The organism is Cryptosporangium sp. NPDC051539, assembly GCF_044454545.1.
Lineage (GTDB): Bacteria > Actinomycetota > Actinomycetes > Mycobacteriales > Cryptosporangiaceae > Cryptosporangium.
Map to the genome: position 1 here is coordinate 868,757 of NZ_JBITDV010000001.1, position 12,712 is coordinate 881,468.

A 12,712-nucleotide genomic window follows, 5' to 3' on the forward strand; every position below is an offset into this window, starting at 1 on the left:
GGGCTTCGCCGCCGGGCGGTTTCCGCCTGACATGACGACGATCGGATTCATCGGCAGCGGAAACATCGGCAGCACCCTCGCCCGGCTGGCGGTCGGCGCGGGCCATCACGTCGTGCTCAGCAACAGCCGCGGCCCGGAGACGCTGACCGAACTGGTCGAGAGCATCGGTCCGCGGGCCCGGGCCGCGTCCGCGGTGCAGGCCGCCGCGATCGGCGACCTCGTCGTGGTGACGGTCCCGCTCAAGGCCTACCGCGAGGTGCCGGTGGAGCCGCTGCGCGGCAAGGTCGTCATCGACACGAACAACTACTACCCGGAGCGGGACGGCCGGATCGCTGCGCTGGACGACGAGTCGACCACGACCAGCGAGTTGCTGCAGGCGCACCTGCCCGAGTCGTTCGTCGTGAAGGCGTTCAACAACATCTATTTCCGGCACCTCGCCGGGCAGGCCGGTGAGGAGGGCCGCTCGACGCTGCCGATCGCCGGAGACAACGAGGGGGCGAAGGGCACGGTGACCGAGTTCCTCGACTCGATCGGATACGACGCCTACGACGCCGGTCCGCTGGCCGAGGGCTGGCGGTTCCAGCGTGACACCGCCGCATACGTGACGCCGTACGCCGGGCCGGAGAAGGACTTCGAGGGCGCGGGCCACCACGCCGGCGCCGACGAGCTGAAGGCGCGCCTGGCCGAAGCCGTGCGATACCGCGACCGGTAGCCTTCGAGCGTTCGGCTAGCCTTCGAGCGTCCGGCAGGGAGGCGTTCGGGTGGCTGGTGCCCCCCGCGGTCTTCAAAACCGTAGTGGCCGAGGATCTCGGTCAGGCGGGTTCGATTCCCGTCCGCCTCCGCCGATCAGCTCCGGCCCGGGTGTCGTCGTTGCCCGGGCCTAGTGTGGTCGGCGTGGATCCTCGCCGACTCATCCCGCGCACCGACGCGGCACTGGCCGACCCGCAGCTGGCCGGGGCGGTCGAGCGGCTGGGCCGTCCGCGGGTGAAGGCCGCGGTCGTCTCGGCGCAGGCCCGCGCACGGGCCGGGCTGATCCCGCCGGCGGAGGTGGTCGCCGAGGCCGTGCGGGGCTTGCCGCCACGGGCCACGTCGCTCCGGCCGGTGCTCAACGCGACCGGCGTGGTGCTCCACACGAACCTCGGCCGGGCCGTGCTCTCCGCGGCCGCGATCGAGGCGCTGGGGGCCGCCGCCGGCGCGACCGACGTCGAACTGGATCTCGAGACCGGCCGCCGGGCCCGCCGCGGTCGTGCGGTTCTGGCGGCGCTGGCCGCCGCGGTCCCGGACGCGGGTGGGGTGCACGTCGTCAACAACGGCGCGGCCGCACTCGTCCTGGCCGCGACCGCGCTCGCCGCGGGCCGGGAGATCGTGGTGAGCCGCGGCGAACTCGTCGAGATCGGTGACGGCTTCCGGCTGCCCGACCTGCTGGAGTCGACCGGCGCCCGCCTGCGTGAGGTCGGCACGACCAACCGCACGACGCTGGCCGACTACCGGTCGGCGATCGGCCCGTCGACCGGCTTCGTGCTGAAGGTGCACCCGTCGAACTTCGTGGTGACCGGCTTCACGTCCTCGGTGGACGTCGCCGCGCTGGCCTCGCTGGAGGCACCCGTCGTCGTCGACATCGGGTCCGGGCTGCTGACGCCGTCGTCGCTGCTGCCCGCGGAGCCGGACGCGGCCACGGCGCTGCGCGCGGGGGCGTCACTGGTGACCGCCAGCGGAGACAAGCTGCTCGGTGGCCCGCAGGCCGGGCTGCTCCTGGGCTCGGCCGAGGTCGTGGAGCGGCTGCGCCGTCATCCGCTGGCGCGGGCCCTGCGTGTGGACAAGCTGACGCTGGCGGCCCTGGAAGCCACCCTGACCGGCCCGGAGACCCCCACCGCCACCGCGTTGCACGTGGACCAGACGTCGCTGCGCGTCCGGGCGGAGACGCTGGCCGCAGCGCTGCGTGCGGACGGCATCCCGGCCGAGGCCGGCCCGAGCGACGGCGTCGTCGGCGGAGGCGGCGCCCCCGGGGTGGTGCTCCCTTCGGCCGCCGTCGTGCTCCCCGCCGCCTGGGCCGCGCCACTGCGCGCGGGTGACCCGCCGGTGGTGGGCCGGGTCGAACACGGCGCTCTCCTGCTCGACCTGCGCTGCCTCCCTCCCGCTGCGGACGACATCCTGCGCGCCGCCGTTCACACGGTGGCCGACACCGTGCCGACGGGCGACGGATGCACGTCCTAGCGACGGCCGGGCACGTCGACCACGGCAAGTCGACGCTGGTCCGGGCACTGACCGGGATGGAACCGGACCGGTGGGCAGAAGAGCGGCGCCGGGGCATGACGATCGACCTCGGGTTCGCCTGGACGCGGCTGCCCGGCGGGGCCGAGGTGGCGTTCGTCGACGTGCCGGGCCACGAGCGGTTCGTACCGAACATGCTGGCGGGCGTCGGGCCGGTACCGGCGGCGCTGCTGGTCGTGGCGGCGGACGGCGGGTGGATGCCACAGACCGCGGAGCACGTGGCGGCGCTCGACGCGCTCGGGGTGTCGCACGCCGTGCTCGCGGTGACCCGCAGCGACCTGGCCCCGCCCGGGCCGGCGATCACGTCGGTGTCGGAGCGGTTGCGCGGGACGTCGCTGGCCGGGTTGCCGGCCGTGGCGGTGAGCGCCACGACCGGAGCCGGCCTCGACGAGCTGCGGGCCCGGCTCACCGAGCTGGTGGCCCGGTTGCCCGCGCCCGACGCCGACGCGCCGGTGCGGCTCTGGGTCGACCGGGCGTTCACGATCCGGGGCAGCGGCACGGTGGTGACCGGCACGCTCAGCGCCGGGACGCTCCGCACGGGAGACGAGCTGTCGCTGAACGGGCGTACGGTGCACATCCGCGGGCTGCAGGCGCTCGGCGTACCCCACGAGACGGTGAGCGCGGTGGCCCGGGTCGCGGTGAACCTGCGCAACATCGACAAGGACGACGTCCACCGGGGTGATGCCCTGCTGACGCCGGGGCACTGGGACACGTCGTCGGTGATCGACGTCCGCGTCGACGGAGACGACCCGGCAAAGGCCCCCGGGTCGCTGGTCCTGCACCTCGGCTCCGCCGCCGTACCCGTCCGGATGCGCCCCCTGCACCCGGCCGCGGACCGGGCCGCGACCACGGACGGGGTAGCGACCACGGACGGGGTAGCGACCACGGAGGGGGTAGCGGACCGGGCGCGGTTCGCGCGGCTGGTGCTGTCCGGGCCGGTGCCACTGCGCGCGCACGACCGGGGGCTGCTCCGTGACCCCGGCGGACACCGCGTGATCGGCCGGGTCACCGTGCTCGACACCGCTCCGCCCCCGCTGACCCGCCGAGGCGCCGCCGCCGCCCGCGCCGCCGACCTGGCCGCGCTCGTCGCCACCGGCCGCACCGGCGCGGCGCCTCTGCTGCGGCAGCGACGGCTGGTGCGGGCGGCCGAGCTGCGCGGGCTGGGTGCTGCTCCCCCACCCGGCGCCGTCCGCACCGCCGAGTGGGTCGTCGAGGCCGATCACGCCGCGGAGCTGCGTGCACGCCTGCGGGAGGTGGTCGCCGAGCACCGGGCGACCGGCTCACTCGATCCCGGCCCGGCGGTGGCCGAGGCCGCCGCCGCGCTCGGGCTGCCCGACCGCACGATCCTGCTCGCGCTCGTCGAAGCCCCGCTCACGATCCGCGACGGTCGGGTCGTCGACCGCGACGCCCCCGCGACACTGCCCGCTCCGGTCGCCGCGGCACTGAGCACGCTCCGGGCCGATCTGCGCGAATCGCCGTTCGGCGCCCCGGAGACGAACCGGCTCACCGCGCTCGGTCTGGGCCCTCGTGAACTCGCCGCGGCCGAACGCGCCGGGGCGATCCTGCGTCTGGCCGACACCGTCGTCGTGCTTCCCGGCGCCGACGCCAGGGCCGCCGGGATCCTCGCCCGCCTGCCCCAGCCCTTCACCACCAGCCAGGCCCGCCAGGCTCTCGGCACCAGCCGCCGGGTGGTGCTCCCGCTGCTCGCTCATCTCGACCGGACGCTCCGCACTCGCCGTCTCCCGGACGACCGCCGCGAGGTCATCGCGAGCACCGGAGACCCCCGCTGATACACGTCGAGACGTTGTTCACGAACGCGGCCGAGCGTCTCGGAGCCCGATTACCGTCAGTGACATGACCCCCCGGACGGACCGCCTCACGGTCACCCAGTTCGCGCGCGAAGTCCTCGACCAGCGCAGCCCGCTGCTCTATGCGGTCGCGATCGTGCTCGGCGGCTCCCGCGCGGCCGACACGTACTCGGCCACCGTGAACGTCCCCGAGGCGTTACTCGTCGGTTCGGTCCTGGGCGTCGCGACGTTCGTCTTCATGTGCACGATCACCTGGTTCGTCCTCCGGCTGCGCAGCCGGTAGCCACCACCGATCGTCCACGAGCGACGCGCTGCGGGCGCTCAGCGCCGGACGTCCGCCGGACCGTCGGTGACCGGGAACCCGTCCGCGACCCAGGCCTCGACGCCACCGATCAGGTCGGTGGCCCGCCACAGACCCAGCGCGCGCAGGCTCGCGGCGGCGAGGCCGGAGCTGTAGCCCTGGCGGCAGACGACCACGACCTCGACGTCGTAGCCGGCCGCTTCGGGAATGTTGACGCCGCTGGCCGGGTCGAGCCGCCACTCCAGGACGGTCCGGTCGATCACGATCGCGCCGGGTAGTTCGCCCTGTTCCGCGCGTTGCGTCTCGGTCCGCGTGTCGACCAGCAGCGCGCCGCGGGCCATCGCGTCGCGAGCCTGAGCGGGAGTCACCCGCTCCAGGTCGGCCCGGGCCTTCGCCAGCAGTACGTCCACGCCGTCCGCGCGCCGAGTGAGTGACACGGGCCCATTCTGCCCCGCCGCTCCCACACTTGACAGAACGAACGCGTTCGTTACGATCGTGTTCATGCCTCCCCGCCGCACTCCGGCCAGCCGCCGCGACCGACCGGCCAAACCGCCGCTCAGCCGCGCGGGTGTCGTCGCCGTGGCGCTACGGATCCTGCGGGAGGAGGGCCTGGAGAAGGTCACCATGCGACGCCTGGCCGGCGAGCTCGACACCGGCCCGTCCTCGCTCTACGTCTACCTGCAGAACATGGCCGAGGTGCACGGCGCCGTCCTGGACGCACTCCTCGCCGACCTGCCGATGCCCGACCCGGCCACGACGAAGGATCCGCGCGGCGCCCTGACCGACCTGCTCACGGCCTACACCGGACTCCTCTTCGGCTACCCGAGCCTGGCCCGGTCCGTGCTCGCGCTCTGGCCGTCGGGCCCGAACTACCTCCGGCTGATCGACACCACGATCGCCCTGCTCGACGCTCTCGGGGTGCCGCCCCGGCAGGCGTCCTGGGGATTCGACGTCCTCCTGCAGTACGCCACCGCCACCGCCGCCGAGCAGGCCACCCGCGACGAGTCCGACGACAGCGACCGCGAGTGGGACGGCCTGACCGAGGCGATCGGCCGGGCCCCGGGCCGCGAGTACCCGGCGATCGCCCGGCACCGCGACGACCTCTTCTCCGGCACCCCCGAGCAGAAATTGCGGTGGACGCTCACCGCCCTCATCAACGGAGTCGCCGGCACGCCGGCCTGAGCCGGTTCGCGTGCCGTTGACGAACATGTTCGTTACGAACTCGTTCCGAGGAGGAACATCGTGCACGATCCCACCATCGCGATCGTCGGCGCCGGTCTCGGCGGCCTGACACTCGCCCGCGTCCTGCACGTCCACGGCCTCGCCGCCACCATCTACGAACTCGACGACTCGCCGGACGCCCGCACCCAGGGCGGCATGCTCGACATCCACGCCGACGACGGCCAGCTCGCGCTCCGCGCCGCCGGGCTCTACGACGGGTTCCGGGCACGCGTGCACCGCGGTGGTGAGGCCACCCGGGTCCTCGACCGGCACGGCGTCGTCCACCTCGACGAGCCCGACGACGGCGACGGCGATCGGCCCGAGATCGACCGCGGGCACCTGCGGCAGCTCCTGCTGGACTCGCTGCCGGCGGGAACGATCCGCTGGGGCCACAAGGTCACGGCCGCGGCCCCCCTCGGTGACGGACGCCACGAGCTGAGCCTGTCGGACGGCTCGACCGTGGTCACCGACCTGCTCGTCGGGGCCGACGGCGCCTGGTCGCGGATCCGGCCGCTGGTGTCGGACGCCGTGCCGCACTACTCCGGCGTCTCGTTCGTCGAGATCGATCTGCACGTCGCCGACCAGAAGCACACCGCGGCCGACCAGAAGCACACCGGGGCCGACCAGGAGCACGCCGGGCCGGCCGCGGTCGTCGGCGCCGGCATGCTGTTCGCGCTCGGCCCGGGCCGGGGCTTCCTCGCGCACCGCGAGACGGACGACAGCCTGCACGTCTACGCCGCGCTGCGGAAGCCGCAGGACTGGGCCGCCGGCGCCGGCTTCGGCGACCCGGCCCGGGCCAAGGCCGTGCTCCTCGAGGAGTTCTCCGGCTGGGCGCCGGAACTGCGCGGGCTGATCAGCGAGGCCGACGGCCCGCTGGTGCCGAGGGTGATCAACGCGCTGCCGATCGGCCATCGCTGGGACCGCGTCCCCGGCGTCACGCTGATCGGCGACGCCGCCCACCTGATGTCGCCGTTCGCCGGGGCGGGCGCGAACCTCGCCCTGTTCGACGGCGCGGAACTCGGGCGGGCGATCGTCGACCACCCGGGCGACCCGGAGGCCGCGCTGGCCGCGTACGAGCAGCCGATGTTCGCCCGGAGTGAGGACGCCGCCGCGGAGGCCGCCGCCGGCCTGGAAATCTGCTTCCGCGACGACGCCCCCCACGGCCTGCTCACGATGTTCGCCGGAGGCGGCCCGGCTTAGCCCGCGGTCACCGCCGGGATCTCCGGATCAGGCGGACGATCAGCACCAGCACGGCGCCGGCGGCCACCGCCTGCTTCCAGTACCGCCGGGCGAGCAGCGGCAGCACCGTGACGCCCAGATCGAGCGCCTCCGGCTCCGCCGGAACTGGCCGCGGCCCGACCCGCGTCCCCGGAGACCCGGCCGAAGAACCGGCTGAGCTGCCGGACCCGGCTGAGCTGCCGGACCCGGCCGGGCTACCGGACCCGGCCGGGTCCGGGGTCGTGGATCCCGCTCCGGCCGAGCCCGCCGGCTCGGCCGGACCGGGGTCCGGCGCGTCGGCGGCCTCCTGGCCGCCGCTCAGCTGCTGCTCCAGGCACGACACGAACTGTCCCAGCAGCTTGTCGGAGACGTCCTGGATCAGGCCGCGGCCGAACTGCGCCGGCTTCCCGGTGATCGTCAGCTCGGTCACGACCTCGATGTCGGTCCCGCCCGACGCTGCCGCCGACATCGTCAGCGCCGCGGTCGCGGACGCGGTCCCGTTCCCGCGCTTGTCCCGCCCTTTCGCCTCCACGACCAGCCGGTGCGCGTCCGCGTCCCGCTCGCTGAACGTCCCGCTGCCGTTGTAGACCAGCGCGATCGGCCCGAGCTTCACCTTGCACGACCCGGTGAACTCGTCCCCTTCCACCGACGACACCGCGGCCCCGGGGAAACACCCGGCCAGCCCGGCGACGTCCTGGAAGTGGGCCCACGTGTGGTCGACATCGGCCGGCACCCGGAACTGATGCTTCAGCTCCACCTGCTCACGCTCCCGCCGCCGCGAGCACGGCCCTCCGGGTGAGCACCCGCGCCAAGTGCTGCCGGTACTCCGCGTCGCCGTTCAGGTCGGACGGCGGGCTGGTCCCGTCGGACGCGTGCGCGGCCGCCGCAGGCACCGCGTCCAGGCCCGCGCCGGCCAGCGCCGCCTCGGTCGCCGACGCCCGCAGCGGCGTCGAGCCCATGTTCGTCAGCCCGATCTTCGCCGCCGCGATCGATCCGCCGTCCGCCTGCACGGTCGCCGCCACCGCCACGATCGGCCACTGGTGGGCGATCCGCACGAACTTCTCGTAGTGCGCTCCCCAGCCGGTGTGCTTGGGAATCCGGACCTCGGTGAGGATCTCGTCGTCCTGGATGGCGGTCTCGAACAGTCCGACGAAGAACTCCGACGCCGGCACGGTCCGGGTCCCGCCCGGACCGGTGATCACGAACTGGCCGTCCAGCGCGAGCACCGGCGCGCCGAGGTCGCCGGCCGGGTCGGCGTGCGCCAGTGCCCCGCCGAACGTCCCGCGGTGCCGCACCTGCACGTCGGCCAGGTGCTTCACCGCCGCGCTGATCAACGCCGCGTGCGACGCCACCAGCTCGGACGCGTCGACCTCGTAGTGCGGGGTCATCGCCCCGATCACGATCGCGTCGCCCTCGTCGCGGATACCCCGCAACGACGGGATCCGGCCCAGGTCGATCACGACCTCCGGCGCGTTGAGCCGCATCCGCAGCACCGGCAGCAGGCTCTGCCCGCCGGCCAGGATCTTCGCGTCGTCGCCGTGCTCGGACAGCGCCGCGACGGCCTCTTCGAGGCTGGTCGGAGCCAGGTAATCGAACTGCGCGGGAATCACTGCGCCGCCCCTTCCGTGCTCTGCGCGCCCGGTTCTTCCTGATTGCCCTGCGCGCCGTCGGCGTCCCCGAAGTGCGGCATCGCCGCACCCCTGGTCGCCGGATCGCCACCCTGGATCGCCTTCCACACCCGTTCCGGCGTGCACGGCATCTGCACGTCGTTCACTCCCAGGTGGCGCACCGCGTCCACCACCGCGTTCACCACGGCCGGTGTCGACGCGATCGTCCCGGCCTCGCCGACGCCCTTCGTGCCCAGCGTGTTGCTGGTGGCCGGCGTCGTCGTGTGGTCGATGTCGAAGCTGATCGTGTCCGCCGCCGTCGGCAGCAGGTAGTCCACGAACGACCCGCTCACCAGCGTGCCCGACTCGTCGTACACCGCCTCTTCCCACAGCGCCTGTGCGATTCCCTGCACCAGCCCGCCGTGCACCTGCCCGGAGACGATCAGCGGGTTGATCACGTTCCCGATGTCGTCGCAGGCGACGTACTTGCGCATGGTCAGCTCACCGGTCTCGGTGTCGACCTCCATCGCGCAGAGGTGCGTGCCGTGCGGGAAGCTGAAGTTCACCGGGTCGTAGACCGCGTCCGAGTCCAGCGACGGTTCCACCCCGTCCGGCAGGTTGTGCGCGGCGAACGTCGCCAGTGCGACCTCGGCGATGCCGACGCCCTGGTCGGTTCCCCGCACCGCGAACCGGCCGGCCGAGAACTCGATGTCGCCCTCGGAGGCTTCCAGCAGGTGCGCGGCGATGACCTTGGCCTTCTCGATCACCTTGTCCGCCGCCCGCACGACGGCTTCGCCGCCGACGACCAGCGACCGTGACCCGTACGTGTCCAGGCCCTTCACCGACACCTGCGTGTCGCCGTGCAGCACCTCGACGTCTTCGAAGGGGACGCCGAGCCGGTCGGCGACGATCTGGCTGAACGCGGTCTCGTGGCCCTGACCGTGCGGAGAGGCACCGGTGACGACCTCGACCTTGCCGGTGGGAAGCATCCGGACGCTGGCGGCCTCCCAACCCCCGGCCCCGTAGTCGAGCGTGCCCAGCACCCGCGACGGCGCCAGCCCGCACATCTCGGTGAACGTCGAGACGCCGATACCGAGCTGGACCGGGTCACCGGACTCGCGCCGGGCGGCCTGCTCGGCCCGCAACTCGTCGTACCCGAACATCTCGCGGGCCCGCGCCGTCGCCGCCTCGTAGTTGCCCGAGTCGTACGTCAGCCCGGCCACGGTCGTGAACGGGAACTCCTCGTGCGTGATCCAGTTCTTCTGCCGGATCTGCAGCGGATCCACCCCGACCTCGGCGGCCAGCTCGTCCATGATCCGTTCGATGCCGAACGTGGCCTCCGGCCGGCCGGCGCCCCGGTAGGCGTCGGTCCAGGTCTTGTTCGTCAGCACGGTCTGACAGGCGAAGTGGTACGCCGGGAACTTGTAGATCGCGTTGAACATGAACGCGCCGAGTACCGGAACGCCGCCGCCGACCAGCGCCACGTACGCGCCCAGGTCGGCGAGCAGCTCGACCTTGAACCCGGTGACCGTGCCGTCCCGCTCGGCCGCGAGCGTCAGCTTCTGCCACTGGTCGCGGCCGTGGTGCGCGGAGACCAGCGACTCCGAGCGGGTCTCGGTGTACTTCACCGGCTTGCCGAGCCGCCGGGCCAGCAGGAAGACGATGAACTCCTCCGGCGTCGACTGGAGCTTGCCGCCGAACCCGCCGCCGACGTCCGGGGCGATCACCCGGATCTTCGACTCGGAGACCCCGGTGACCGCCGCGAGCAGGAACCGCAGGATGTGCGGGATCTGGGTCGCCGACCACATCGTGATCTGCTCACCGGTCGGGTCGACGACGCACGACCGGGGCTCCATGAACGCCGGGATGAGCCGCTGCTGCCGGTACTCGCGCTCGAGCACGATCCCGTCGGTGCGGGCCTTGGCGATCGCCGCCTCGACGTCGCCGCCGGTGCCGGCCGCGGCCGAGTCGAACACCCACAGCGCGGACTTGTTCGTGCCCAGGTCGGGGTGCGCGATCACACCGCCGTTCTCCGGGGTGGCGGCGGCGGCGTCCTTCAGGTCGAGGGCGGCGGGCAGCTCCTCGTACTCGACGTCCACCAGCTCGGCGGCGTCGCGGGCCTCGGCCGCGCTGCGGGCCGCGACGACCGCGACGATCTCGCCCGCGAACGTCGCCCGGTCCACCGCGATCGGCGGGTGCGCGGGCGCGACCTGGTCGGGCGTGATCGGCCACGCGTTCGGCAGCGCGCCCTGCTCCTCCGCGACCTCCTGCCCGGTGATGACCGCGACGACGTTCGTCGCTTGCTTCGCGGCCGACGTGTCGATGCTGACGATCCGCGCGTGGGCGAACGGGCTGCGCACCATGGCCAGGTGCAGCATGCCCGGCAGCTGGATGTTGTCGGTCCAGCGGGTACGGCCGGTGATCAGCCGCTGGTCTTCCTTGCGGCGCCGGTCGCGGCCGATCTCGGCAGTGGGACGGTCGTCGAGGGCGGTCACTGGGCGCCCCCGTTCTCCGACGCGTACTGCACGGCTTTGACGATGTTGTGGTAGCCGGTGCAGCGGCAGAGGTTCCCTTCCAGCCCGTGCCGGATCTCTTCCTCGGTGGGCGTCGGGTTGTCCTTCAGCAGGTCGACCGATTGCATGATCATTCCGGGCGTGCAGTAGCCGCACTGCAGGCCGTGGCACTCCCGGAACGCCTCCTGCACCGGGTGCAACTGCCCGTTGCTCGACAGCCCCTCGATGGTGGTCACCTCGGCGCCGTCGGCCTGGACGGCCAGCACGTTGCAGGACTTCACGCTGCGCCCGTCGAGATGAACGGTGCACGCGCCGCAGTTGCTGGTGTCGCAGCCGACCACCGTGCCGGTCTTACCGAGCTGTTCGCGCAGATAGTGCACCAGCAACGTGCGGGGCTCGACGTCGTCGGAGACCTTCGCGCCGTCAACGGTGAGGCTGATCCGGGTCATGACACTCCCCTCGGTGTGAGTCAGGTCACCGTAGGAGCGCGGGGGTTGGCGGACGGTTGGGCTGCGACCGCTCAGCGGTCGGCCACCGCCAGCCGGGCCTTGAGCAGCGGGATCGTGGGGTCGGGCGTGGCGTCGAGCCGGTCGAGGCAGGACTCGACGACCTCGCGGTCGTACGGTGCCAGCTCCTGGCTGTAGCGCAGCACGGCGTCCGGCTGCGGGTCGGCGAGCAGCGCTTCGCGCAGCGCGACGGCGACGTAATCGGCCAGTTCGCTCAGGGCCGGCGAGTTCGTGCCGGGCAGCAGGTCGCCGCCGTAGGCCTCGACCGCGGCCGAGACGTGCCCGCCCCGGATCAGCGCGAGCACGTGCTGCACGTCGGTGGCGGTCGGCATCAGCAGCCGGTACGGACGCGAGGCCAGCTGGCCGCCGAGCGTCCGCCGCAGATGGCTGACCTCGGCCTTGAGCGTGGAGAACGTGACCGCCTGGTCGCCGTAGACCATCGCGTGCAGCTGCTCGAGCGACAGGCCCTCGGGGTGCAGCGCCAGCAGCGCCAGGATCTCGGTCTGGCGCCGGTTGAGCAGCAGGCGGTTTCCGTCGAACCAGGTCTCGGCGGTGCCCAGCAGCGTCATGACGAGCCCCGGTTCCGCGTTCACTTCCGGCTGCGCCGCCGGGTGGTCGTGCGAGTACGGGATCGCGGTCTCGATCAGCCGGGCCATCACCCGCGCGGTGGCCAGCCCGATCGGGTGGGTGCGGTCCCACGTCGTCGACAGGTCGAGGACGCCGAGCCGCCGGCCCGACACCGGGTCGTGCACCGGCGCCGCCCAGCACACCCAGTTGCCGACGACCCGGGCGTAGTGCTCGGCGCTGAACACCATCGACGGCGCGTCCAGCCGGTTGGCCAGGTCCAGCGCGTTGGTACCGACGGACTCGTCGTCCCAGCGCCCGCCGGGCAGGAAGCCCACGGTCTCGGCCTTGTTCCGCATCACCCGCCCGCCGTACGTCCAGAGGATCCGGCTGTTGGGATCAGTCACCGCGATCACCAGATCGCCGTCTTCGGCCGTCCGGCGCAGCTCGGACTCGACCGCTTCGACCGCGGTCTGCAGCGGGCTGTCGTGCCAGACCGCGTGGGTCTCGGACTCGTCCGCCATCGGCGCTGCCTCGACGTCGGCGGAAACCAGCGCCTTGCGGGCGCGCCCCCAGCTCAGCAGGATCTCCGGACGGACCTCGGCCGCCACGTCGCCGTGCTCGATGAACGTCGTCCAGGCGCACATGGCTTGCACCCGGCGCGCCTGCAGAATGTCGTCCGCCATCCGGAACTCCGATGTCC

At 73.1% G+C, this 12,712-nt stretch carries 12 protein-coding genes and 1 tRNA gene; 7 read left to right on the forward strand and 6 right to left on the reverse strand.

The genetic code is table 11. The annotated features are described in order from the left end of the window. Positions 1 to 31 precede the first annotated feature (31 nt). The 5 genes from ACIBZJ_RS04100 (at position 32) to ACIBZJ_RS04120 (ending at position 4,362) form a co-directional block, all read left to right on the forward strand. On the forward strand, positions 32 to 712 hold the full coding sequence (locus ACIBZJ_RS04100) for an NADPH-dependent F420 reductase (protein ID WP_395925241.1): 681 nt from the start codon (positions 32 to 34) through the stop codon (positions 710 to 712). Positions 713 to 749: 37 nt separating this feature from the next. Continuing rightward, a tRNA-Sec gene (locus ACIBZJ_RS04105) sits at positions 750 to 842 on the forward strand. A gap of 52 nt (positions 843 to 894) precedes the next feature. Continuing rightward, positions 895 to 2,214 carry an L-seryl-tRNA(Sec) selenium transferase gene (gene selA, locus ACIBZJ_RS04110; RefSeq protein ID WP_395925243.1) on the forward strand — a complete coding sequence of 440 codons (1,320 nt, stop codon included), beginning with the start codon at positions 895 to 897 and terminating at the stop codon, positions 2,212 to 2,214. Continuing rightward, complete coding sequence (selB, locus tag ACIBZJ_RS04115; RefSeq protein WP_395925245.1) at positions 2,202 to 4,061, forward strand: selenocysteine-specific translation elongation factor; 1,860 nt, start codon at positions 2,202 to 2,204, stop codon at positions 4,059 to 4,061. Before selA ends, selB begins: the two co-directional genes overlap by 13 nt. Positions 4,062 to 4,125: 64 nt before the next feature. Beyond that, complete coding sequence (locus ACIBZJ_RS04120; RefSeq protein ID WP_395925247.1) at positions 4,126 to 4,362, forward strand: hypothetical protein; 237 nt, start codon at positions 4,126 to 4,128, stop codon at positions 4,360 to 4,362. A 38-nt stretch (positions 4,363 to 4,400) separates the two neighbouring features. On the opposite strand, the gene ACIBZJ_RS04125 is transcribed toward ACIBZJ_RS04120, so the two are convergent. Next, positions 4,401 to 4,817 carry a rhodanese-like domain-containing protein gene (locus ACIBZJ_RS04125; RefSeq protein ID WP_395925249.1) on the reverse strand — a complete coding sequence of 139 codons (417 nt, stop codon included), beginning with the start codon at positions 4,815 to 4,817 and terminating at the stop codon, positions 4,401 to 4,403. Between the two features lie 64 nt (positions 4,818 to 4,881). Between ACIBZJ_RS04125 and ACIBZJ_RS04130 the strand changes: the two genes are divergently transcribed. After that, positions 4,882 to 5,562 (forward strand): TetR/AcrR family transcriptional regulator, encoded by a 681-nt coding sequence (locus ACIBZJ_RS04130; RefSeq protein ID WP_395925251.1) that lies wholly within the window; start codon positions 4,882 to 4,884, stop codon positions 5,560 to 5,562. 60 nt (positions 5,563 to 5,622) lie between these two features. Further along, on the forward strand, positions 5,623 to 6,801 hold the full coding sequence (locus ACIBZJ_RS04135) for an FAD-dependent oxidoreductase (RefSeq protein WP_395925253.1): 1,179 nt from the start codon (positions 5,623 to 5,625) through the stop codon (positions 6,799 to 6,801). Positions 6,802 to 6,808: 7 nt separating this feature from the next. Here the strand turns inward: ACIBZJ_RS04135 and ACIBZJ_RS04140 are convergent, their stop codons facing one another. The 5 genes from ACIBZJ_RS04140 to ACIBZJ_RS04160 all read right to left on the reverse strand — a co-directional run bounded on the left by ACIBZJ_RS04140 (position 6,809) and on the right by ACIBZJ_RS04160 (position 12,695). Beyond that, positions 6,809 to 7,576 carry an SRPBCC family protein gene (locus ACIBZJ_RS04140; protein ID WP_395925255.1) on the reverse strand — a complete coding sequence of 256 codons (768 nt, stop codon included), beginning with the start codon at positions 7,574 to 7,576 and terminating at the stop codon, positions 6,809 to 6,811. Positions 7,577 to 7,580: 4 nt separating this feature from the next. After that, positions 7,581 to 8,429, reverse strand: a complete 849-nt coding sequence (locus tag ACIBZJ_RS04145; RefSeq protein ID WP_395925257.1) for an FAD binding domain-containing protein — start codon at positions 8,427 to 8,429, stop codon at positions 7,581 to 7,583. Further along, complete coding sequence (locus tag ACIBZJ_RS04150) at positions 8,426 to 10,921, reverse strand: xanthine dehydrogenase family protein molybdopterin-binding subunit (protein WP_395925259.1); 2,496 nt, start codon at positions 10,919 to 10,921, stop codon at positions 8,426 to 8,428. Before ACIBZJ_RS04150 ends, ACIBZJ_RS04145 begins: the two co-directional genes overlap by 4 nt. After that, positions 10,918 to 11,388: a (2Fe-2S)-binding protein gene (locus ACIBZJ_RS04155; RefSeq protein ID WP_395925261.1), complete on the reverse strand. Its 471-nt coding sequence runs from the start codon at positions 11,386 to 11,388 to the stop codon at positions 10,918 to 10,920. The genes ACIBZJ_RS04150 and ACIBZJ_RS04155 overlap by 4 nt, the downstream gene beginning before the upstream one ends. 71 nt (positions 11,389 to 11,459) lie before the next feature. After that, positions 11,460 to 12,695 carry a transcriptional regulator gene (locus ACIBZJ_RS04160; protein ID WP_395925263.1) on the reverse strand — a complete coding sequence of 412 codons (1,236 nt, stop codon included), beginning with the start codon at positions 12,693 to 12,695 and terminating at the stop codon, positions 11,460 to 11,462. Positions 12,696 to 12,712 lie beyond the last annotated feature (17 nt).